This window comes from Streptomyces misionensis (assembly GCF_900104815.1).
Classification (GTDB): Bacteria; Actinomycetota; Actinomycetes; order Streptomycetales; family Streptomycetaceae; genus Streptomyces; species Streptomyces misionensis.
Window position 1 is genome coordinate 2,897,793 of record NZ_FNTD01000004.1, and the last position, 22,016, is coordinate 2,919,808.

22 protein-coding genes and 1 pseudogene are annotated in these 22,016 nt (G+C 72.4%); 15 read left to right on the plus strand and 8 right to left on the minus strand.

Translation table 11 applies throughout. The annotated features are described in order from the left end of the window. The first annotated feature begins 150 nt into the window (after positions 1-150). A complete protein-coding gene (locus tag BLW85_RS14835) occupies positions 151-537 on the plus strand; it encodes a VOC family protein (protein WP_074992289.1) in 387 nt (128 codons plus the stop codon). Then, on the plus strand, positions 534-1,172 hold the full coding sequence (locus BLW85_RS14840) for a TetR/AcrR family transcriptional regulator (protein ID WP_074992290.1): 639 nt from the start codon (positions 534-536) through the stop codon (positions 1,170-1,172). Before BLW85_RS14835 ends, BLW85_RS14840 begins: the two co-directional genes overlap by 4 nt. 41 nt (positions 1,173-1,213) lie before the next feature. Here BLW85_RS14840 and BLW85_RS14845 read toward each other — a convergent pair whose 3' ends face one another. Continuing rightward, positions 1,214-1,408 (minus strand): hypothetical protein, encoded by a 195-nt coding sequence (locus BLW85_RS14845; RefSeq protein WP_070027114.1) that lies wholly within the window; start codon positions 1,406-1,408, stop codon positions 1,214-1,216. 439 nt (positions 1,409-1,847) lie between these two features. On the opposite strand from BLW85_RS14845, the gene BLW85_RS14850 reads away from it, so the two are divergent. Further along, a complete protein-coding gene (locus BLW85_RS14850) occupies positions 1,848-3,032 on the plus strand; it encodes an acyltransferase family protein (protein ID WP_074992291.1) in 1,185 nt (394 codons plus the stop codon). Positions 3,033-3,068: 36 nt separating this feature from the next. On the opposite strand, the gene BLW85_RS14855 is transcribed toward BLW85_RS14850, so the two are convergent. After that, positions 3,069-3,542, minus strand: a complete 474-nt coding sequence (locus BLW85_RS14855; RefSeq protein ID WP_074992292.1) for an HD domain-containing protein — start codon at positions 3,540-3,542, stop codon at positions 3,069-3,071. 12 nt (positions 3,543-3,554) lie between these two features. Then, on the minus strand, positions 3,555-4,727 hold the full coding sequence (locus BLW85_RS14860; protein WP_070027119.1) for a PP2C family protein-serine/threonine phosphatase: 1,173 nt from the start codon (positions 4,725-4,727) through the stop codon (positions 3,555-3,557). Positions 4,728-4,901: 174 nt separating this feature from the next. Here BLW85_RS14860 and BLW85_RS14870 point away from each other — a divergent pair, with 174 nt between their 5' ends. Next, complete coding sequence (locus BLW85_RS14870) at positions 4,902-6,143, plus strand: GNAT family N-acetyltransferase (protein WP_074992293.1); 1,242 nt, start codon at positions 4,902-4,904, stop codon at positions 6,141-6,143. 13 nt (positions 6,144-6,156) lie between these two features. On the opposite strand, the gene BLW85_RS14875 is transcribed toward BLW85_RS14870, so the two are convergent. Both BLW85_RS14875 and BLW85_RS14880 read right to left on the minus strand, forming a co-directional pair. Then, a complete protein-coding gene (locus tag BLW85_RS14875; RefSeq protein WP_070027122.1) occupies positions 6,157-6,966 on the minus strand; it encodes an Fpg/Nei family DNA glycosylase in 810 nt (269 codons plus the stop codon). Positions 6,967-7,147: 181 nt separating this feature from the next. Further along, on the minus strand, positions 7,148-7,633 hold the full coding sequence (locus tag BLW85_RS14880) for a ribose-5-phosphate isomerase (RefSeq protein WP_070027123.1): 486 nt from the start codon (positions 7,631-7,633) through the stop codon (positions 7,148-7,150). A gap of 295 nt (positions 7,634-7,928) precedes the next feature. Between BLW85_RS14880 and BLW85_RS14885 the strand changes: the two genes are divergently transcribed. Then, positions 7,929-9,350 carry an amino acid permease gene (locus BLW85_RS14885; protein WP_070027124.1) on the plus strand — a complete coding sequence of 474 codons (1,422 nt, stop codon included), beginning with the start codon at positions 7,929-7,931 and terminating at the stop codon, positions 9,348-9,350. A 77-nt stretch (positions 9,351-9,427) separates the two neighbouring features. Here BLW85_RS14885 and BLW85_RS14890 read toward each other — a convergent pair whose 3' ends face one another. Continuing rightward, complete coding sequence (locus BLW85_RS14890; protein WP_074992294.1) at positions 9,428-10,009, minus strand: biotin transporter BioY; 582 nt, start codon at positions 10,007-10,009, stop codon at positions 9,428-9,430. A 447-nt stretch (positions 10,010-10,456) separates the two neighbouring features. Here BLW85_RS14890 and BLW85_RS14895 point away from each other — a divergent pair, with 447 nt between their 5' ends. The 8 genes from BLW85_RS14895 to BLW85_RS14930 all read left to right on the plus strand — a co-directional run bounded on the left by BLW85_RS14895 (position 10,457) and on the right by BLW85_RS14930 (position 19,049). Continuing rightward, the gene (locus BLW85_RS14895) at positions 10,457-11,659 is read left to right on the plus strand and encodes an ROK family transcriptional regulator (protein WP_074992295.1); all 1,203 of its coding nucleotides are present in this window, start codon (positions 10,457-10,459) and stop codon (positions 11,657-11,659) included. A gap of 237 nt (positions 11,660-11,896) precedes the next feature. Then, complete coding sequence (locus BLW85_RS14900; protein WP_074992296.1) at positions 11,897-12,940, plus strand: ABC transporter substrate-binding protein; 1,044 nt, start codon at positions 11,897-11,899, stop codon at positions 12,938-12,940. Next, the gene (locus tag BLW85_RS14905) at positions 12,937-13,782 is read left to right on the plus strand and encodes an ABC transporter permease (RefSeq protein WP_070027131.1); all 846 of its coding nucleotides are present in this window, start codon (positions 12,937-12,939) and stop codon (positions 13,780-13,782) included. The genes BLW85_RS14900 and BLW85_RS14905 overlap by 4 nt, the downstream gene beginning before the upstream one ends. Beyond that, positions 13,758-14,492 (plus strand): ABC transporter ATP-binding protein, encoded by a 735-nt coding sequence (locus BLW85_RS14910; RefSeq protein ID WP_070027133.1) that lies wholly within the window; start codon positions 13,758-13,760, stop codon positions 14,490-14,492. Before BLW85_RS14905 ends, BLW85_RS14910 begins: the two co-directional genes overlap by 25 nt. Then, entirely contained in the window at positions 14,489-15,829 is a 1,341-nt protein-coding gene (locus BLW85_RS14915) for an LLM class flavin-dependent oxidoreductase (RefSeq protein WP_279628603.1), read from the plus strand. Before BLW85_RS14910 ends, BLW85_RS14915 begins: the two co-directional genes overlap by 4 nt. Positions 15,830-15,868: 39 nt before the next feature. Further along, positions 15,869-16,771 (plus strand): TauD/TfdA dioxygenase family protein, encoded by a 903-nt coding sequence (locus BLW85_RS14920; RefSeq protein WP_070027135.1) that lies wholly within the window; start codon positions 15,869-15,871, stop codon positions 16,769-16,771. A gap of 121 nt (positions 16,772-16,892) precedes the next feature. Beyond that, positions 16,893-18,275 (plus strand): amino acid permease, encoded by a 1,383-nt coding sequence (locus BLW85_RS14925; protein WP_070027136.1) that lies wholly within the window; start codon positions 16,893-16,895, stop codon positions 18,273-18,275. Between the two features lie 126 nt (positions 18,276-18,401). Then, positions 18,402-19,049 (plus strand): superoxide dismutase, encoded by a 648-nt coding sequence (locus BLW85_RS14930; RefSeq protein WP_074992297.1) that lies wholly within the window; start codon positions 18,402-18,404, stop codon positions 19,047-19,049. A gap of 92 nt (positions 19,050-19,141) precedes the next feature. Here the strand turns inward: BLW85_RS14930 and BLW85_RS40905 are convergent, their stop codons facing one another. Next, positions 19,142-19,489, minus strand: a complete 348-nt coding sequence (locus tag BLW85_RS40905) for a histidine phosphatase family protein (protein ID WP_425275335.1) — start codon at positions 19,487-19,489, stop codon at positions 19,142-19,144. Positions 19,490-19,599: 110 nt separating this feature from the next. On the opposite strand from BLW85_RS40905, the gene BLW85_RS14940 reads away from it, so the two are divergent. Continuing rightward, on the plus strand, positions 19,600-20,622 hold the full coding sequence (locus BLW85_RS14940; RefSeq protein WP_070027141.1) for a 2-hydroxyacid dehydrogenase: 1,023 nt from the start codon (positions 19,600-19,602) through the stop codon (positions 20,620-20,622). Positions 20,623-20,725: 103 nt separating this feature from the next. Beyond that, positions 20,726-21,012: pseudogene (locus tag BLW85_RS14945) on the plus strand (carbohydrate kinase); the annotation flags it as partial. A 203-nt stretch (positions 21,013-21,215) separates the two neighbouring features. On the opposite strand, the gene BLW85_RS14950 reads toward BLW85_RS14945, so the two are convergent. After that, positions 21,216-21,878 (minus strand): mycothiol-dependent nitroreductase Rv2466c family protein, encoded by a 663-nt coding sequence (locus tag BLW85_RS14950; RefSeq protein WP_070027145.1) that lies wholly within the window; start codon positions 21,876-21,878, stop codon positions 21,216-21,218. Between the last annotated feature and the right edge of the window lie 138 nt (positions 21,879-22,016).

Consider the following 22,016-nt stretch of genomic DNA (forward strand, 5'->3'; position numbering starts at 1 on the left):
GCCCAGGTGAGGTTGTCTCCTCGCCTGGGCCTTCGGTCGTTTCCGGGCCGCCTCTTGATGTGCGGCCGCGGCGTCGATACGATCCGTACCGGTACGGAACATAACTCGGACGCGAGCGGAACGGCTCGGCCGGTACAAGGGGGAAAGATCATGCGGGTCAAGGACTTCGATCACCTGGTGCTCAACGTCGCGGACGTCGAGCGGGCGCTGGGCTTCTACACCGGGCCGCTGGGGCTCGCGGGCGAGCGGGTCGAGGAGTGGCGGGCCGGGAAGGTGCCGTTCCCCTCGGTGCGGATCAGCGGGACCACGGTCATCGACCTGGTCGAGCGGCCCCGCGGCGAGTCCAACGTCGACCACATCTGCCTGGTGGTGGATCCGCTGGACTGGCAGGAGGTCGTCGCCTCCGGCACGTTCGACGTCGTCGAGGGGCCCGTGCCGCGCTGGGGCGCCCGGGGTTCGGCCGAGTCCGTCTACGTGCGCGACCCCGACGGCAACACCGTGGAGCTGCGCTGGTACCCCCAGGACGCCGCCGCATGAGCCCGGCGGCCGGCGGCCGGCCCCGGGATCCGGCGATCGACGCCGCGGTGCTGGCGGCCACCGTGCGGCTGCTGGGCGAGGACGGTTACGGCGGTTTCGCGCTGGAGAGGGTGGCCGCGCTCGCGGGCACCAGCAAGGCCGCCATCCGCCGCCGCTGGCCCCGGCGGCAGCGGCTGGTGATCGACGCGCTCGCCTCGGTCCTCGTCGTGCCGCCCGCCCCGGACAACGGCTGCACCCGCTGCGATCTGCACCAGAGCGTGCGGCTGCTCGCCGAGGTGCTGCACGAGCGGCTGCCGGCCGGGGTGCTCGCGCCGCTGATCGCCGACTGCGCCGACGACCCCGAGTTGCACGAGCACCTGCTGCACAGCCTCGTACAGCCGGGCCGGGCGGCCGCCGCGGTCGCGGTGCGGCGGGCCGTCGAGCGCGGGGACCTGCTGCCGGACGTGGACCCCGAGCTGTTCGTCGACCTGCTCGCCTCGGTGGTGTACCGGCGGGCGCTGTTCGGCGAGGCTCCGGTCGACGCGTCGTCGGCGCGCGCGCTGGTCGACCTGCTGCTGCGCGGGGTGGCCGTCGACTTCGACCGGCTGGTGTTCATCAGCCGGCAGCCGGCCGAGCGGCGGCACCTTTACCACTAGGGCCGGCACCGGGGCACCGGCCGTGGCGGGACCGCGGCCGGTCAGAACTTGATCGCGGAGATCGAGTCCGCTATCGAGTTCAGGAACCGGTTGATGGACGGCGCCATGCCGCTGGAGGCCAGGAAGAAGCCGAAGAGCATGGCCACGATGGCCGGTCCGGGCTTGAGGTTCTTCCCCCTGATGAGCACCACCAGGATGACCGCCAACAGCAGCACCACAGACAGTGAAATGGCCACAACTGATCACACCCTCGGTCGGTCCCTCTCCCGGCCCGGGGGCACGGCCCGCACCCCCGCCAGAACCATCGTGCCACCAACGGGCCTGGTCCATGCGGCTCCTGACATGATGTCGGACACGCCGTCCCGGCCCGGGCGACACCCCGCACAGGAATTCGACGGGCACCCGATCGCGACTGCGGCAGGAATTACGCGACTTCGTTTCCAGCTCCACACAACTTGCGCGCAGGTAATTCAAATTGATCGCACAGAGACGCCGTATGCCCCACTTGGTGGGGACGAATCCCGACATCATGGGTGAACGGCGGGCTTTTCTGTGGGCACCGTCACGTGATTACGGACCGCAAGTCCTTTGAATTCGCGGGCAGTCGCAGGGAATAACCGGAAATGACTGCACGGGGTTTTACGGAATCCCGCACACGACGCTAGGGTGCCTGAGATGTTCGACGCCGCCTCCTCCCCCGGCCAGACCCCGCAGCCGCTCCCCCCGGCCCAGCCGCCGGCGCCGGGAGTGCCCGGTCCGCGTACCCCGGTGAGTACGCAGGAACGGCCGGGGCAGACGGCGAGACCCGGCGGCAAACAGCGCGACGCGTTCTTCGACAACGCCAAGTACCTGGCGATCGTGCTCGTCGCGATGGGTCACTCGTGGGAGCCGCTGAAGGGCGACAGCCGCATCCTGGAGGGCCTGTACACGGTCGTGTACAGCTTCCACATGCCGGCGTTCATCATCATTTCCGGCTTCTTCTCGCGTCATTTCGACATGCGCCCGGACCGGCTCAAGCGGCTGGTCACCGGGGTCCTCGTCCCCTATGTCGTCTTCGAGACGGCATACCCCCTGTTCAACAACCTCGTCACGGGCTCCCACCAGGAGATCAGTCTGCTCGATCCCTGGTTCCTGACCTGGTTCCTGTGCGCCCTGTTCGTCTGGCGGCTGACCACGCCGATCTGGAAGCTGGTGCGCCATCCGCTGCCGGTGGCCCTCGTCGTCGCCATGCTGGCCTCCGTCACCCCGAACATCGGCGACGACCTCGACCTCCAGCGCGTGCTCCAGTTCCTGCCGTACTTCGTACTCGGCCTGAACATGAAGCCGGAGCACTTCCAGCTGGTGCGCCGCCGCGCGGTGCGGATCGCCGCGGTGCCGGTGTTCGCCGCGGCGCTGCTGGTCGGCTGGTGGGCGGTGCCGCGCATGAACACCGCGTGGTTCTACCACCGCGACTCGGCGCAGGAGCTGGGCGCGCCCTGGTGGTGCGGGCCGGTGATGACGCTCGCGATGATGGCCTGTTCGCTGCTGCTGACGGCCTGCTTCTTCGCCTGGGTGCCGGGCCGCAGGACCTGGTTCACCACGCTGGGCGCGGGCACCATCTGCGGCTATCTGCTGCACGGCTTCCTGGTGAAGTTCGCCGACTACCGGGGCTGGTTCGACCACGCCTGGCTGCACCGGCCGCTCGGCGAGATCCTGGTGACCCTGCTCGCGGGCGCCGCCGTCACCCTGCTGTGCACCGCGCCGGTGCGGCGGGTCTTCCGGTTCGCGATGGAGCCGAAGATGGAGTGGGCGTTCAAGCAGGACGCCGCCCGGCTGGCCCGGGAGCGGGGGCAGCAGGCGCACGAAAAGGCCGCGACCTGACCGGTTTTACTGCTCTTCGTCCCGATCCGGGGCCCTTCAGCTCTGACGCAGACCGAGGAGCGCGCGCATGTGCGCGTACTTCTCGGTCAGTCGTTTCCGGGTCGGTTCGTCCAGGACGGCCAGCCGCTCCGGGTCGGCGTTGTGCGCCAGGTCCGCCTCCTTCACCAGCAGGGCGCCCGGGGTGTCGAGGACGCGCCGGGCGTACGCCGCCGGGTCCTCCCCCGGCCGCTTGGTGACGGCGTCCACGATGGCCTTGGTGCGCGGGGTGAGGGCGGCCCCGGCCAGCCAGGCGCGGCTGAGCGCGGCGTCCTCCACGGAGTCGTGCAGCCAGGCCGCCGCGATCTGCTCGGCGTCGCCCCCGCGGGCGCGCACGCCGTTCGCCACGGCGGCGAGGTGCTCGGCGTACGGCCGTCCCGCCTTGTCGGTCTGTCCCTCGTGCGCGGTCCGGGCCGTGGCCTCGACCTCGGCGAGGGTGAGGAGTCCGGGTGCCGCGGGCGGTGTCTCGGTCATGCGCCCAGTGTGTCAGCGGGCGTGGGCCGAGGCCTCGCGGCAGATCAGGAGCAGGGCGCGGTCGTCGTTGACGTCCTTGGCGACGGCCTCGATGAGGTGCCAGGCGGCGCCGTGGAAGCCGCCGGCGACATAGCGGTCGGCCTCGCCGGTGAGCCGGTCGATGCCCTCGACGATGTCCCGGTCGGAGGTCTCCACCAGGCCGTCGGTGAACAGCATCAGCACGTCGCCGGGGCGCAGCGAGCCCTTCACGGAGTCGAACTGGGCGCCGTCGTACACCCCCAGCAGCGGTCCCTCGGCCGACTTCTCCTCCCAGCGGCCGGTGCCCGCGCTGAGCTGGAGCCCCGGCGGGTGGCCCGCGGAGTACAGCTCGTAGTCCCCGGAGTCGAGGTCCAGGACGAGGTGGATGGAGGTGGCGAAGCCCTCCTCCCAGTCCTGGCGCAGCAGGTAGCCGTTGGCGGCCGGGAGGAAGGCGTGCGGGGGCAGGGAGCCCAGCAGCCCGCCGAACGCGCCGGACAGCAGCAGGGCGCGCGAGCCGGCGTCCATGCCCTTGCCGGAGACGTCGGTGAGGACGACCTCCAGGGTGCGGCCGCCGTTGGTGCGGGCGGCCACCACGAAGTCGCCGGAGAAGGACTGGCCGCCGGCCGGGCGCAGCGCCATCTCGTGGTGCCAGCCCTGCGGCAGCTTGGGCAGCTTGCTCTGCACCCGGATCCGTTCGCGCAGGTCGAACAGCATGGTGCCGCCGCGCCGCCAGGGCACGCCGACGCGGCTGCGGAACTGGGCGGTGAGCAGGCCGAAGAAGCCGCAGGCGGCCACCACCAGGACCACGCCCGGGGTGACCCGCGAGGGGCCCTCGGTGTACGGGCCCAGCCGCACCGACTCCACGATCAGCGCGGTGGCCGCCGCCGCGTACAGACCGAGCAGGCTCGCCGGGCGCAGCAGCAGCCCGCCGGCGACGATCGGCAGCACCAGCATGGCCGGGGAGCACCACACGGAGTCGAACAGGGTGAGGGCCGCGAGGACGGGGACGGTGAGCAGCAGCCCGGCGAAGGCGATCCAGTCGGAGCCGTCGCCGCGGAAGTAGTCGACGGCGCTTTTGCGCAGGCCGACGCGGGCCCGGTGCCACTGCATCCTCCACCGGGCCGTGAACGTCTCGGCCTTCGCGCGCGTCTCTCGTCCTGCTGCCATTAGTTCGGGACCCTATCCATCGCACCGGCCGCTTGGCACGGGAGGTCCCACTTGTCCCCCGTGCGGGCTGCGTTTCACAGGTTCGTCCCTCAGTGAACGCCACCCGGCGCCCGCGCGTCCCCGTCCCGGCGAAATTCGCTGGCCCGCCCCGCGACGTCTTGCTAGGCATGGCGCATGGAGACTGACCGGGGAACCGAGTTGAGGGTGCTGCGTGAGGCCGACTGGGACGAGTGGTACGGCTCCCTGTACCGCGCGTTCGGCTGGCCGGCGGAGCAGCCCGAGGACCGCGAACTGCACCGGTCCCTGCTGGACCCGGACCGGGGTCTGGCCGCCTGGGACGGGGACCGGATCGTCGGTACGGCGGGGTCGTTCGCCTTCCGGATGACCGTGCCGGGCGGGGCGGCGGTCCCGGCGGCGGGCGTCACCATGGTGAGCGTGGCGGCCACGCACCGGCGGCGCGGGGTGCTGACGTCGATGATGCGCCGGCAGCTGGACGACGTCCGGGCGCTGGGCGAACCGCTGGCGGTGCTGACCGCGTCCGAGCCGGCGATCTACGGCCGCTTCGGCTACGGCGTCGCGACGTACCGGTTGTCCGCGGAGATCGACACCAGCCGGGTCACCCTCGATCCGCCGGCCGGCACCGACGAGGTACGGCTGCGGTACGCGGCGCCGGCGGACGTCCTCGACGCGTGCGAGGCGGTGTACGCGGCGCTGGTGCCGCGCCGGCCCGGGATGCTGGTCCGCCGGCCCGGCTGGGAGCGGGCCGGACTGCTGGACACCGAGATGGCGCGCGGCGGGGCGTCGGCGCTCCAGTGCGTGGTCGCGGAGCGGGACGGGCAGGTCACCGGGTACGCGCGGTTCCGCACCCGGGCCGAGTGGAACGCGGGCGGCGCCGACGGCACGGTGCGGCCGGCGGACCTCGCCGCGCTCGATCCCGCGACGGAGGGCGCGCTGTGGCGCTTCCTGTGCGGCATCGACCTGATGACGACCGTGTCGGTGGACGCGCGGCCGGTGGACGACGGCTGGCAGCACATGGTCTCCGACGTCCGCCGTTGCCGGCCGCGGGTGCGGGACGAGGGCTTCGTACGGCTGGTCGACGTCGGTACGGCGCTGGCCGCGCGGACGTACCAGGCGCCGGTGGACGTCGTCCTGGAGGTGGCGGACGCCTTCTGTCCCTGGAACGCGGGGCGTTGGCGGCTGACCGGGGACGCCAAGGGGGCGTCCTGCGAGCGTACGACGGAGCCTGCGGAACTCGCGCTTTCGGTACGGGAGTTGGGGGCGGCGTACCTGGGCGGGGTGTCGCTGGCCGCGCTGGCGGCGGCCGGGCGGGTGCGGGAGCTGCGCGGCGGGGCGCTGGCGGAGGCGTCGGTGGGGTTCGGGTCCGCTGTGGCCCCGTGGCTGCCGCACAGTTTCTAGCTCTTCGCCCGGGTCAGCGTTTCTGGCAGGTGGGGCACCAGAAGAGGTTGCGGGCGGCGAGGCCGGCGGTGCGGATCTCGTCGCCGCAGATGTGGCAGGGCTGGGTGGCGCGGCGGTAGACGTACACCTCGCCGCCGTGGTCGTCGACGCGGGGCGGGCGGCCCATGGCCTCGGGGGTGTGCTCGGGCCGTACGGTGTCGATCCGGTTGTCGCGCACGCCCTGGCGCATCAGCGCGACCAGGTCGGACCAGATCGCGTCCCATTCGGCCGGGGTGATGTCGCGGCCCGCGCGGTAGGGGTCGATGCCGTGCCGGAACAGGACCTCGGCGCGGTAGACGTTGCCGACGCCGGCCACGGTCTTCTGGTCCATCAGCAGGGCGGCGACGGTCGTGCGGCTGCGGGAGATCTTCCGGTACGCGGCCTCGGGGTCGGCGTCCTCGCGGAGCGGGTCGGGGCCGAGGCGGTCGTGGACGGCCCGCTTCTCCGCGTCGGTGATCAGGGCGCAGGTGGTGGGCCCGCGGAGGTCGACGTACGCCGTGTCGGTGGCGAGGCGGAGGCGGACGGTGTCGGTGGGCGGGGGCGCCGGGGCGTCGCCGAAGCCGACCTTGCCGAAGAGGCCGAGGTGGATGTGGACCCAGTCGGTGTCGCGGAACCGGAGGAACAGGTGCTTGCCGTGGGCCTCGGTGGCGGTCAGCTCGGCGCGGTCCAGGAGGGCGGCGGCGTCGGAGAACTTGCCCTGGGGGCTGGTGACGCGGGGGGCCGTGTGCAGGAAGCGCTCGGCGTAGTCCCGGGCCAGCCGGTGGATGGTGTGCCCTTCGGGCAAGGCGGGGCCGTCCTTTCCTCTTGGTCACCGGGGGCGGGCCCCGCGGTGCACTCACCCAGCGTACGGAACCGCCGCCGGCGACCCCGGGGGACGGGGCGCCCATGACGCCCGCCCTCCGGCCCGTCGAGTCGGGCCGGAGGGCGGGTGGGGAAAGCGGGCCGGACGCCGGTCCGGGCGGGGCTTACGCCTGGGGGTGGTGCGCCGGGATCGGGGGGAGGTCGCCCGTGGTCTCGTAGTCGGAGAGCATGTCGATGCGGCGGATGTGGCGCTCGTCACCCGAGAACGGGGTGGCGAGGAACACCTCGACGAACTTCGTGGCCTCCTCCGTGGTGTGCATGCGCGCACCCACGGCGACCACGTTGGCGTTGTTGTGCTGACGCCCGAGGGACGCCGTCTCCTCGCTCCAGGCCAGCGCCGCGCGCACGCCCTTCACCTTGTTCGCGGCGATCTGCTCGCCGTTGCCGGAGCCGCCGATCACGATGCCGAGGGCGTCGGCGTCCGCGGCCGTACGCTCGGCCGCCCGCAGGCAGAAGGGCGGGTAGTCGTCCTGGGCGTCGTAGATGTGCGGCCCGCAGTCGACGGGCTCGTGGCCCGCCTCCTTGAGCCACTCGACGAGGTGGTTCTTGAGTTCGTAGCCGGCATGGTCCGAGCCGAGGTACACGCGCATGCCACGAGTGTGACACGACGGATACGGGGCAGCAGCCCCGGGTCGGCGGCGCCCGGACGGCGAAGGAGGGGAACGCGGCGGCGCTACGAATTCCGTAGCTCGAATGTGAGCGGGACCATAGAACCTCAAGGGAACCTCAAGTAACAATCCGGATTCAGAGGTTCCCGAATTCGTTCGCCTCGGATTCACTGGACCGACTCGTACACCGCTCGTACGAATCCCGTACCGGACCCCTCAACGGCACCTCCGTTCCCGTACGAGAACCCCCGCTCAACAGGCGCAAAGGAATCCGTCCATGACCCCTCCTGGTTCCGGACTTCAAGCAGGCCTCAAGAACCGCCACCTGACGATGATCGCGATCGGCGGTGTGATCGGCGCCGGCCTCTTCGTCGGCTCCAGCTCCGGCATCGCCGCGGCGGGCCCCGGCATCCTGCTGTCCTACGCCCTCGTCGGCACCCTCGTCGTCCTCGTGATGCGAATGCTGGGCGAGATGTCCGCCGCCAACCCGACCTCCGGCTCCTTCTCCGAGCACGCCGACCGCGCGCTCGGCCGCTGGGCCGGTTTCTCCATCGGGTGGCTCTACTGGTTCTTCTGGGTCGTCGTGCTCGCCGTGGAGGGGACCGCGGGTGCCAAGATCCTGTCGGGCTGGGTCCCGGCGGTGCCGCAGTGGGGCTGGGCCCTCATCGTGATGCTGGTGCTGACCGCGTCGAACCTCTTCTCCGTCGGTTCCTACGGCGAGTTCGAGTTCTGGTTCGCCGGCATCAAGGTCGTGGCGATCGCCGCGTTCATCATCGTCGGCCTGCTCGCCATCTTCGGTGTGCTGCCGGGGGCCCACACGGACCAGGCGTCCTTCGCCAACCTCACCAACCACGGCGGATTCCTGCCACACGGTCCGGGCGCGATCCTCACGGGTGTCCTGCTGGTCGTCTTCTCCTTCATGGGTAGCGAGATCGCCACCCTGGCGGCCGGGGAGTCGGAGGACCCGCAGCGGGCGGTCACCAAGGCCACCAACAGCATCATCTGGCGCATCGGCGTCTTCTACCTGGGCTCGATCCTCGTCGTGGTCGCGCTGCTGCCGTGGAACTCCCCGTCGCTGGAGAAGGACGGCTCGTACGTCGCCGCGCTGAACTCCCTCGGCATCGCGCACGCCGGCCAGATCATGAACGTCATCGTGCTGACGGCGGTGCTGTCCTGTCTCAACTCCGGTCTGTACACGGCCTCCCGGATGGCCTTCTCGCTCGGCCAGCGCGGTGACGCCCCGAAGGCGTTCGCCCGCACCAACTCGCGCGGTGTCCCGATGGCGGCGATCCTGGCGTCGGTCGTCTTCGGCTTCGTCGCGGTCTTCTTCAACTACGAGTTCCCCGACACCGTCTTCCTCTTCCTGGTCAACTCCAGCGGCGCGGTCGCCCTGTTCGTGTGGCTGGTCATCTGCTTCTCGCAGCTGCGGATGCGCCGCATCATCCAGCGCGAGGCGCCGGAGAAGCTCATCGTGCGGATGTGGCTGTACCCGTACCTGACCTGGGCGGCGGCCGCGGTGATCGTGGCGGTCCTGGTCTACATGCTGTTCGACACCGAACACGACGGCCGGGAGACGGTCCTGCTGTCGCTGCTGGTCGCGGCGATCGTGGTCGCCATCTCCCTGATCAAGCAGAAGGTCGCGGGCGACCGGCCGGCCCCGGCCGCCGACGCCTCGGCCGACAAGGTCTCCATCGGCTGACCCCTCCTGACGCGCAGACGGCCGCGGGGCCCGACGAACTTCGTCGGGCCCCGCGGCCGTCGTACCGTGCCGGCGGATCAGCGCTTGCCGGCGAACTTCCACGCGGTGGGCAGCAGACCCATCGCGAGCGCGGCCTTGAGGGCGTCGCCGATCAGGAAGGGGACGAGGCCGACCGCCGCCGCCTGGGCGAGGGAGTAGTGGGCGGCCAGGGCCAGGTACGGGACGCCGACCGCGTAGATGACGGCCGAGCCGAGGACCATCGTGCCCGCCATGCGCAGCGGGGAGCGGTCGGCGCCGCGGCGGGCCAGGGCGCCCACGACGGCGGAGGCCAGCAGCATGCCGAGGACGTAGCCGAAGGAGACGGAACCGGAACCGGAGTCGCCGCCCGCGAACCACGGCACACCGGCCACGCCGGCCAGCGCGTACAGGGCGAGGGAGAGGAAGCCGCGGCGGGCGCCGAGCGCGGTGCCGACCAGCAGCGCGGCGAAGGTCTGACCGGTCACCGGCACCGGGGAGCCGGGCACGGGCACCGACAGCTGGGCCGCGAGGCCGGTGAGCGCGGCGCCGCCGAGCACGAGGGCGGCGTCGCGGACGCGGGACGCGGGCAGCAGATCGGCGAGGACGGCACCCGGGCGGGTGGAGACGGTGGCGGTGCTCATGGGGACTCCGCGGGATGAAGGGGACAGGTGGGAACACCGCGACGCTATACCGGCGCCCCGAATCCGATCACCGTCAGCGCCCGACAAAGGGGTGATCGCCGACTTGGTGGGCTCCGCACAAAGTGCGCGCCTTACATCGGGCGCGGCGTGATTACGGTCACTGAGGTGGCGTGGTCCGGCAGACGCGGGCCGCATACGGCGCGTCTGTAGGTTTCCCCCAAAGGTCCGCGACCGCCCGGACGACGGCCCCTGGGCGGCGCGGGGGCCGTTTGCTAGCTTCGGGCACATGGTTGCCCAGGCCCGGTACTTCACGTCGCGTCGCTATGTCGATCTGCGGCGTCAGGGCGCGGCCACCTGTCGCCGTCCGGGATAGGGCGGGCCCGCTCGGTCCGCCCCGTCCCTCCCGGTTCCCGATGTGTCGGCTCCGGTCCCCGAGGACGGTCTTCCATGCCCCGCAGTGCGGCCCCCACCCTCGTCTCCCCCGTTCCGCGTGCCGCCGACCGCGACCGGCGGCGCACCAGTGCCAGCGTCGTCCTGCGGTCCGTGCTGGAGCACGGACCGGTGGCGCGCAGCACCGTGGCGCGGCTGACCGGGCTGTCGCCCGCCTCGGTGACCGAGCACTGCGCCCGGCTCGCGGCCCTCGGGCTGATCCGGGAGTCGGCCGCCCCGCGCCGCTCGGGCGGGGTGGGGCGGCCGCATGTGCCGGTGGAGCTGGACGACGCGCGGTTCGTGGTGGGCGGGGTGCACGTGGCGGTGCCGTACACCACGGTGGCGCTGCTGGATCTGCGCGGCCGGGTGCTGGTCCGGCGGGAGTTGACGCACCGGCGGACCGAGCCGCACGGGGTGCTGGCGCGGGCCGCGGAAGGGCTCGCGGCGCTGTTCGCGCAGGTGCCGGACCGGCGGCCGCTGGGGGTCGGGGTGGCCGTCGGCGGCTGGGTGGACCGGGCGGCGGGCACCGTGGTCGCACACGAGCTGCTGGGCTGGCGGGAGGTGCCGGTACGGGAGCTGCTCGCCGCCCGCACCGGGCTGCCCGTGCACGTCGACGGGCACGCGCGGGCACTGGTGAACGCGGAGCGGCTGTTCGGGCGGGCCCGGGGCGGCGGGAGCGTGCTGCACCTGTTCATGGGCAATGTGGTGGACGCGGCGTTCGCCACCGGCGACGAGGTGCACCACGGGCCCCGGTCCGCGGCCGGTGCCATCGCCCATCTGCCGGTGCCGGGCGGCAGCGAGCCGTGCCCGTGCGGGCGTACCGGCTGCCTCCAGGCGGAGCTGGGCGAGCGGACGTTGTGCCGCCGGGCCCGGGAGGCCGGGATCGTGGACGCGGCCGCCCGTCCGATGCGGGTGGTGGCCGCGGCGGCGGCCGGGGACGCGGTGGCCCGGCGGCTGCTGGTGGAGCGGGCGCGGGCGACGGGACGGGCGGCCGGGCTGCTGCTCGACGTGCTCAATCCGGAGACGGTCGTGGTCACCGAGGTGGGGATCATGCACGTCCCGGAGTGCCTGGACGCGCTCCGGGACGCGGTCGGGAATTCCCGCTCCGCCTCCGTGCTGCCGACGAGTTTCATCGATTCGGTGCTGGCCGTGGCGGGTGGTTCGGTGATGCTCGACGAGCTGTTCCGCGATCCTTTGAGCGCCTCACCTGAGGGTATTTAATTCAGAAACTCGGAATGTTGACACCGGTCGCCCGGCACCGGGAACATGCTGGTCATGAGCCCTCTCACGAGCTGTCGGACCGGCTGTCGCGCCCTCTGTTGCTGACATGTTGCCGCGCATGAAGTGCGCGTTTCCGTGAATTTCGCAGGGTTTCTCAGATGCTTCTCGGTGTTTCCCCGGGTTTCTCTGCGTGCTCTCCCTGTTTCCGTTGACCGGCTCTTTTCCGGGAGACCTCCCATGCACCGTCGCCTCTTTCTCACCTCACTGCTGGGCGCGTCCGCCGCCACCCTGGGCGTCGCCGGCTGCGCCAAGGGCGAGGCCGCCGCCGACACCGGGGGCGCCGCCACCCGGCCGCTGTCGGCCCGGGTGCCGTCCGGCACCAGCCTGAAGATCACCTCGTACCAGGGGGTGGAGCAACTCCAGTTCAGACTGGGGAAGTTCCCGCCGTTGCCGTTCACCGTGTCCGAGTGGGTGAACCTCGCCGCCGGACCCGATGTCATCAACGCCTTCCGCGCGAGGTCCCTGGACCTCGCCAACAACGCGGGCATCCCGCCGATCCAGGCGCGGTTCCAGGGCCTCGCCGCGAAGATCGTGGCGGTCGAGCTGACCCGCAAGCCGAACTACCTCTTCGCGACCCGGCCCGGCAGCGACATCCGCTCCGTCGCCGACTTCAAGGGCAGGCGGCTCGCCTTCTCGCAGGGGCAGGCGCAGGGCGTGGTCCTGCTGCGCGCCCTGAAGCAGGCGGGCCTGGCGTACGGCCAGGTCACGCTGGTGCCGCTGACCAGCAACCAGTTCCTGACCGCCCTGCAGTCCGGGCAGGTCGACGTGGCCCCCCTCGCCAACAGCCAGGCGCCCGCCTACCTCCAGCAGTACGCGGCTAAGGGCGCCCGCACCGTCACCACCGACGTGGTCGACCTGCTCAATCTGCTGTGGGCGCCGCAGGCCGTGCTGAACGACCCCGCCAAGGCCGCCGCCATCGCCGCCTACATCCCGCGGTGGGCCCGGGGCCAGGTGTGGCAGTACGAGCACCCGGCCGAGTGGAACGAGGAGTTCTACGTCAAGACGCAGAACCTGAGCCCCGACCAGGCCCGGTCCGTCACCGCGCTCGCCGGCAAACCGCTGTTCCCGCCCAGTTGGGACGAGGCCGTCCGCTGGGAGCAGGAGACCGCCGATCTGCTCGCGGCGGGCGGCTTCGTCCGGCACACGGACGTGACCACGCTGTTCGACCGCCGCTTCGAGGCGATCGCCGCGCGGGCCGTACCCGAGGAGTACCGGAGGTGACCGCCGTGACCACGACGACCGCCGCGCCCGCCACCGAGGCGGGCGCGCTGCCCCCGGTCCGCCGCCGGCGCCGGCTCGCCCCCGGCCGCCGGTGGCCCGCCGCCCGGCTGGCCGGTCCCCTGCTGGTGCTCGGCGCCTGGGCCGCCGCGTCGGCCGCGGGTCAGCTCGATCCGGCCGCGATACCGGCGCCCTGGACGGTGCTGCGCACCCTCGGCCGGCTGTGGACCGACGGCACGCTGCCCACCGATGTGCTGACCTCGCTGCGGCGGGCCGGGTACGGCTTCGCGATCGGGCTGGCCGCCGGGGTGCTGCTCGCGCTGGTCGCCGGGCTCAGCCGGATAGGCGAGGCGCTGGTCGACGGCACGGTGCAGCTCAACCGGGCGATCCCCACCCTCGGTCTGATCCCGCTGTTCATCCTCTGGCTGGGCATCGGGGAGACGTTCAAGGTCGCCATCATCGCGATCGTCGTCTACATCCCGGTCTATCTGAACACGCATGCCGCGCTGGCCGGCATCGACAGCCGGTACGTCGAACTCGCCGAGGTGCAGGGCCTGTCGAAGCTCGCGTTCGTGCGCCGGGTGGTGATCCCGGGGGCGCTGCCCGGGTTCTTCGTGGGGCTGCGGCTCGGGGTGACCGGCTCCTGGCTGGGCCTGGTGGTGCTGGAGCAGATCAACGCCACCAGCGGCCTCGGCTATCTGATGTTCCAGGCGCAGAACTACGGCCGTACCGACATCATCCTCGTCGGCCTGCTGATCTACGGCGTGCTCGGCCTGGTCTCCGACAGCGCGGTCCGTCTCGTCGAACGGAGGGTGCTGTCATGGCGCCGCACACTGAGCAGCTGACCCGGCCCGCCGTCCGGCTGCGGGACCTGAAGCGGTCGTTCGGGGGCCGTACGGTCCTCGACGGCATCGATCTGGAGCTGCCCGCCGGACAGTTCACGGCCCTGCTGGGGCGCTCCGGTTCTGGCAAGTCCACCCTGCTGCGGGCGGTCGCCGGACTCGACCACGGGGTGACCGGGACCGGGCACGTCGCGGCGCCGCGGCGGGTGTCGGTGGCCTTCCAGGACTCCCGGCTGCTGCCCTGGCGCCGGGTGCTGGACAACGTCGTGCTGGGCCTGGACGGAAAGGGCGCGGTGGAGCGCGGCCGGGCGGCCCTCGCGGAGGTCGGGCTGGCGGGCCGGGAGCGGGCCTGGCCGGGCGAGCTGTCCGGCGGCGAGGCGCAGCGGGCCGCGCTGGCCCGTGCCCTGGTCCGGGAGCCCGAACTGCTGCTGGCCGACGAGCCGTTCGGCGCCCTGGACGCGCTGACCCGGATCCGGATGCACCATCTGCTGCGCGAGCTGTGGGAGCGCCATCGGCCCTCCGTGCTGCTGGTCACCCATGACGTGGACGAGGCGATCGTGCTCGCCGACCGGGTCCTCGTCCTGGACCGCGGCCGCATCGGACTCGATCTGGCCGTCGACCGCCCCCACCCGCGCTCCTACCGGGAGCCGCTGCTGGGCGAGTACCGGGAGCGGCTGCTGGCCGCCCTCGGCGTCACGGAGGACCACCGGTGACCGCGGCACGGCGACTGCACCTGAACGCGTTCCTCATGAACACCGGCCACCACGAGGCCTCCTGGCGGCTGCCGGAGAGCGACCCGTACGCGCACGTCGACCCGCGGCACTACGTACGGCTCGCGCGGATCGCCGAGCGCGGCACCTTCGACAGCGTGTTCCTGGCCGACAGCCCGCAGTTGTGGAGCGACATCGGGCAGCGTCCGGCGGGTGCCCTGGAGCCGCTGACCCTGCTGACCGCGCTGGCGACGGCCACCGAGCACATCGGCCTGATCGCCACCGCCTCCACCTCCTACAACTCGCCCTACGACCTGGCCCGCCGGCTCGCCTCGCTGGACATCGTCAGCGGCGGCCGGGCCGGCTGGAACATCGTCACCACCGCCGGCGCGGAGGCGGCGCGCAACTTCGGTCTGGAGCAGGAGCCGCCGCACGCCGAGCGGTACGCGCGCGCCGCCGACTTCCTGGACGTGGCGCTGAAGCTGTGGGACAGCTGGGAGGACGACGCGATCGTCGCCGACAAGGCCGCCGGTGTCTGGGGCGACGACCGCAAGATCCATCCGCCCCGGCACGAGGGACCGTACTTCCGGGTCGCGGGCGCGCTCAACGTGCCGCGCTCCCCGCAGGCGCGTCCGCTGCTGGTGCAGGCGGGCTCCTCGGCGGACGGCAAGGCGTTCGCGGCGCGGTACGCGGAGGCGGTGTTCACCGCGCAGCAGACCCTCGCCGACGCGCAGGTCTTCTACGCGGACCTCAAGTACCGCACCCGGCGGGCCGGACGGAACCCCGAGCACCTCAAGGTGCTGCCCGGGATCGTGCCGGTCATCGGGTCCACGGAGGCCGAGGCGCGGGCGGCCGAGCGGGTCCTGGAGGACCACATCGTGCCCGAGCACGGGCTCAGGCGCCTGGAACGGCTGCTCCAGCTCGCGCCCGACTCGCTGGAGCTGGACCGGCGGCTGCCCGGGGACCTGCCGCCCGAGTCCGCCGTCGAGGGCGCCAGGAGCCGCTACACCCTCGTGGTGTCGCTGGCCCGGCGCGAGCAGCTCACCGTGCGGCAGCTGATCGGCCGGCTCGGCGGCGGGCGCGGGCACCAGACCTTCGCCGGGACGCCCGAGCAGATCGCGGACCGGATCGAGACCTGGTTCACGCAAGGAGCGGCCGACGGCTTCAACGTCATGCCGCCCGTGCTGCCCTCGGGCCTGGACGCCTTCGTGGAGCACGTCGTACCGGTCCTGCGCGCCCGGGGGCTGTTCCGCGAGGGGTACGGCCCGCACCGGACCCTGCGCGAGCGCTACGGCCTGCCCCGCCCCGCCAACCGGTACCCGACCCCTTCCCACAGCTGACCCCGACGCCTTCCGCGACCCCTCCCGAAAGGAACCCCCATGTCACTGGAGATCACCAAGGTCACCGCGCGCATCGGCGCCCGCGTCCGGGGTGTCGACCTCACCCGGCCGCTCACCGAGGCGGAGGTGACCGGCATCCGCGAGGCCCTCAACGTCCACAAGGCGCTGGTCTTCGCCGCCGAGGGCCTGGACGACGCGGGCCAGCAGGCCTTCGCCCGGCACTTCGGCGAGCTGACCACCGCCCATCCGACCGTCGAGGCCGTCGAGGGCGCCCCGAACGTGCTCCCCGTGGACAGCGAGCGGGGCATCGCCAACCACTGGCACACGGACGTCACCTTCGTCCTCAATCCGCCGCAGGCCAGCACCCTGCGCTCGATCACCGTCCCGCCGTACGGCGGCGAGACCCTGATCGCGAACGCGGCGGCCGCCTACCGGGACCTGCCCGAGCCGCTGCGCCGCTTCGCGGACACCCTGTGGGCCGAGCACACCAACGACTACGACTACGCCGTACCGGACGAGGAGATCGACGCGGAGCTGGCCGAGCGCCGCGCCCGGTTCACCTCGATCAGGTACCGCACCGCCCACCCGGTGGTCCGCGTGCACCCGCTGACCGGGGAACGCGGGCTGTTCATCGGCGGGTTCGCGCAGCGGATCACTGGCCTGTCGGTGGGCGAGTCGCGCAAGGTGCTCGACCTGCTCCAGTCCTACGTCACCCGCCCGGAGAACATCCTGCGCCACCGCTGGGCGGAGGGCGAGCTGGTGCTGTTCGACAACCGGATCACCCAGCACTACGCCATCGACAACTACGACGGGCTGCCGCGCCGGCTGCACCGGGTGACCGTCGCCGGTGACGTCCCGGTCGGCGTCGAGGGCAAGGAGAGTTACTCCATCGAGGGCGACGCCTCGCACTACACGCCCGTCGGGGACCCCGTGGCGGTGTAACCGGAATCTCACTCTCCGCGCGCCGGGTGTCCGGATACTGGGCGGCTCCTTCGCACAAGCGGACGGGCCGCCCAGACTTAGGGAGTTTTTACCCCCCACACCGCACGGGAGAGCCGCGCCCATGCCCAGCAGCACCCGCACCGAGACACCACCGCAGACGGAGGGTGCCTCACTCGCCCACGGCCTCAAACAGCGCCACCTGTCGATGATCGCCCTCGGCGGCGTGATCGGCGCGGGCCTGTTCGTGGGTTCGGGGGCGGGCATCGCCGCGGCCGGCCCGTCCATCGTGATCGCCTACGCCCTGTCCGGGCTGCTGGTGATGCTCGTGATGCGGATGCTCGGCGAGATGTCGGCCGCCTACCCGTCGTCCGGCTCCTTCTCGGCCCATGCCGAGCGGGCGATCGGCCCCTGGGCCGGGTTCGCGGCCGGCTGGTCCTTCTGGGTGCTGCTGTGCACCGCCGTGGGCCTGGAGGGCATCGGCGCGGCCAAGATCGTCCAGGGCTGGGTGCCGGGCAGCCCGCAGTGGATCTGGGTCGCGCTGTTCATGCTGGTCTTCCTCGGCACCAACCTGGCCGCGGTGAAGAACTTCGGCGAGTTCGAGTTCTGGTTCGCCGCGCTCAAGGTCGGCGCGATCTCGCTGTTCCTGGTGCTGGGCGTGCTCGCCATCACGGGCGTGCTGCCGGGCACGGACGCGCCCGGCACCTCCCATCTGTCCCACTTCCTGCCGCACGGCGGCCAGGGCCTGGTCATCGGCCTGCTCGCCTCGGTCTTCGCCTACGGCGGCCTGGAGACGGTCACCATCGCGGCGGCGGAGTCGGAGGACCCGGTGCGGGGCGTGGCGCGCGCGGTGCGCACCGCGATGTGGCGCATCGCCGTGTTCTACATCGGCTCCATGGCCGTCGTCGTCACCCTGGTGCCCTGGGACTCCCCGGAGGTCGTGGCGCGCGGCCCCTACGTCGCGACCCTGGACCACCTCGGCATCCCGGGCGCGGCCCGGCTGATGGACGTGGTGGTGTTCGTGGCGCTGCTGTCCGCGATGAACGCCAACATCTACGGCTCCTCGCGCATCGCCTTCTCCCTGGTCGAGCGCGGCCAGGGCCCGAAGGCGCTGGCGAAGCTGTCCGGCGGGGTGCCCCGGATCGGCGTGCTCACCTCCTGCGTCGTCGGCTTCTTCTGCGTGCTGCTGAGCTACTGGCGGCCCGACGACGTCTTCCCGTGGCTGCTGAACATGATCGGCGCGGTGATCCTGGTCGTCTGGATCTTCATCGCGGTCTCCCAGCTGCTGCTGCGCCGCCGGATCGAGCGGGAGGCGCCGGAGAAGCTGGTGGTGCGGATGTGGGCGTTCCCGTACCTCACCTGGGTGGCGCTGGCCGGGATGGCCGCGGTCTTCGTGCTGATGGCGCGGCAGCCGGACACCCGGGTCCAGCTGTACTCGTCGGGCGCGATGACCGTGGTGCTCGCGGCGGTGGGATACGTCTGGCAGCGGGCGCGCGCCCGGCGCTGACCCCCGCGCCGCAGGCGGACCGGGCCCCCACGTGCGACACGTGGGGGCCTTTCTGTTGCCCGGACACTGTTGTTGCTAGCGTGTAGTTGCAAGAGACTTGCAATAAGGTTCCGGAGGGGATCACCCATGCCCGTCTACACGCTGCCCGACCTCCCGTACGACTACTCGGCGCTGGCCCCCGTGATCAGCCCCGAGATCATCAAGCTGCACCACGACAAGCACCACGCCGCCTATGTGAAGGGCGCCAACGACACGCTGGAACAGCTGGCGGAGGCGCGGGACAAGGAGTCGTGGGGCTCGGTCAACGGGCTGGAGAAGAACCTGGCCTTCCATCTGTCCGGGCACATCCTGCACAGCATCTACTGGCAGAACATGACCGGCCCGAAGGACGGCGGCGGCGAGCCGCTGGCGGCGGACGGCGTGGGCGAACTCGCCGACGCCGTCAAGGAGTCCTTCGGCTCCTTCGCCGCGTTCAAGAGCCAGCTGTCCAAGGCGGCGGCCACCACCCAGGGCTCCGGCTGGGGCGTGCTCGCGTACGAGCCGCTGAGCGGACGGCTGATCGTGGAGCAGGTCTACGACCACCAGGGCAACGTCGGCCAGGGCTCGACCCCGATCCTGGTCTTCGACGCCTGGGAGCACGCCTTCTACCTCCAGTACAAGAACCAGAAGGTCGACTTCATCGAGGCCATGTGGCAGGTGGTCAACTGGCAGGACGTGGCCCGGCGCTACGAGGCCGCCAAGTCCCGCGCGAACGCGCTGCTGCTCGCGCCGTGAGCGCGCGCCCCTGAAGCGTCCCGCCTCGTGATCGTCTTCTCACCCTTCACGGCGGCGGGCGGATGGAGGGAGGCCCTCCGTGAGGACGTGACTCACGGAGGGCCTTCCGTCGTGTGGCCGCGCCGCGCCTCGATGCCGAGCACCCGGCAGGCGGGCTCGGCGGTGGCCACGGCCCGGGTCAGCGGCGAGCACCACACGGCGTCCACGGGCCGCTCCCCCACCCACTTCCCCAGCGCCTCGGCCTGCGCCCGCCCCAGCGCGGTGAGCCCGATGCCGCTCGCTCCGGCGTACCGGTTCTCCGCGTGCCACCGGATTCCGCGCCTCCTGCCCGTTCGGTCAACTCCCCATGCCCGTATGGGGGTTCTTCCTGTCTTTCCCGTGCCCGAGGGATTGACGCCCACCGGATGGTCATTACAACCTGTACATCCGAAGCGACCCACCGTGTCGAGCGAGCGATCCTCTCGCCGGTGCGGTACGAGGCGCGCGCCACCGGTCCCGGGCCGGCCCCGGCCGCCCCTGTCCTGGACGACGAGACGAAAGACGCCCTGTGATGGCCTCCAGTGTGCGGGTGCTGGTCGCCGGCGACCGCTTCGTGCTGCCCTCGCTGATCACGGCGGCCCTCGCCCGGCAGGCCCACTGTGACGTGCGGGAGCTGACGCTCGGCTGGCCGCTGGAACCGTTCGGTCCGGTCGCCGAGGTGCGCGAGGCCAGCGACGCGGAGGACGAGCTGATCGCGGCCCTGGCCGGCGCGGACGTCCTCGTCACCCAGATGGCGCCGGTCACCGAGCGGGTGCTGGCCGCCCGCCCGGAGCTGCGGTTGGTCGCGGTCTGCCGGGGCGGCCCGGTGAACGTCAACCTGGAGGCGGCCCGGCGGCACGACGTCCGGGTCTGCTTCGCGCCCGGCCGCAGCGCCGCCGCCACCGCCGAGTTCACCGTCGGCCTGCTGATCGCCGCCCTGCGCCGCATCCCGCAGGCCCACGACCTGCTGGCGGAGCAGGGCAGTTGGGCGGGATCGACGTACTACACGTACGAGCAGAGCGGACTGGAGCTGGAGGACCTGCCGATCGGGCTGATCGGGCACGGCGCGGTCGGCAGCCGGGTCGCGCGGGCACTGTGCGCGTTCGGCGCACGGGTGATGGTGCACGACCCGTACGCGCGCGGCGAGGTGCACGGGCTGCGGATGTCCTCGCTGGACGAACTGCTGCGCCGCTCCCGGGTGATCAGTCTGCACGCCCGGCTCACCGAGGAGACCCGGGGACTGATCGGCGCCCGGGAGCTGGCGCTGCTGCCGCCGGGCGCGGTCGTGGTCAACGCGGCCCGCGGGGCCCTGCTGGACGAGGCCGCGCTGTGCGACGCGCTGGAGGACGGCCGGCTCGCCGCGGCGGCGCTGGACACGTACGCCGAGGAGCCGTTGCCGGCCGACTCGCGGCTGCGCACGGTCGGCGGGCGGGTGCTGCTGACCCCGCACCTCGGCGGCGCGAGCCGGGCGGTCGCGGAGAAGGCGGCCCGGCTGGCGGCGGCGGAGGTGGGCCGGTGGGTGCGGGGGGAGCCGCTCGCCCACTGTCTGACGTGAGGCGGGCGAGCCGGGCAACGGGACTGCCTCGACGGCCGGTTGACGGCCCTCGAGGTCGAACGCGGCGGCCTGGCCTTCCAGCGGCTGACCGGCGCCGGCCGGGCGGCGGCTGCTCGCGCCGGTCGCCGACCCGGCGGCGGCCGGGCGGGCCCGTCGGGCTTGCCGGCCGGGACGCGGCTGTCGAACGGGCCGTACGCCCTGCCCGCGTGCGCGCTCGGTGCCGGGGTCACCGCGCCCGGTGACGGGCTGCTGATCGTCGGCACCTGTCCGGCCGCCCTGGTCGCCACCGCCTCCCTCGACCTGGGTGGGGAACCGGCCGGGATGTACGTCTCCACCGACCGGGCGGCCCACCGGCCGCGGGCGATGCCGGCGATGGCGGGCACGGCGTCCCGCTGGACGTCACCGCCTGGACCCAGCCCGCCCGCACCGTCCACCCGGCCCCGGAACGGGCGGCCTCCCACGCCGGGCACCACGAGGAGCACCCGCGTCTGCTGACGGCGGCCCGGAGCCGGGCCCGGCGCGGGTGACCGGGCCGGGTGCTCCCGTTCACGTCACCCCGCACCCCGGCCCCAGAAGCCGGCAAGTGCCGCGGCCTACAGGTTGCTGAAGTCGGGGCCCTGCGTCCGCGTGCGCTTGATCTCGTAGAAGCCCGGGACCGAGGCGACCGCGAGGGTGCCGTCCCACAGGCGGGCGGCCTGCTCGCCCTTGGGGGCGGGGGTGACGACCGGGCCGAAGAAGGCGATCTGCTGCCCGTCGTCGCCGGGGACCGCGATCACGGGGGTGCCGACCTCCTGGCCGACCTTGTCGATGCCCTCCTTGTGGGAGGCGCGCAGCTCGGCGTCGAACTCGAAGTCCTCCTGCTCGGCGTAGTCGATCAGCTCGGCGGGCAGGCCCACGTCGGCGAGCGCCCCGGCGATGGCCTCCAGGGTGGGGCCCTCGCCGTTGTTGTGGATACGGGTGCCGAGCGCGGTGTACAGCGGGCCCACGACCTCCTGGCCGTGCTTCTGCCAGGCGGCGGTGACCACCCGCACGGACTGCCAGGCCTTGGTGCTGAGCATCTCCCGGTACTCGTCGGGCAGCTCGTCCAGCTTGTCCTCGTTGAGGACGGCGAGGCTCATGACGTGCCAGCGGACCTCGATGTCCCGGAGCTTCTCCACCTCCAGCACCCAGCGGGAGGTCATCCAGGCCCAGGGGCACAGCGGGTCGAACCAGAAGTCGACGGGGGTCTTGCCGGACGGGGACACGGTCTCGGACATGGTTCTCCTCAGCGAAAAGGTCGTCTCCAGCGGCAACGACGTCCCCGCGAGCGGCATTCCCCGCCGAGCCCCGTCAGGAGCACATGGCAGGATCGGTGCTGTTCAGCCATGAATCACGCGATCACAAGGGAGTGCCGC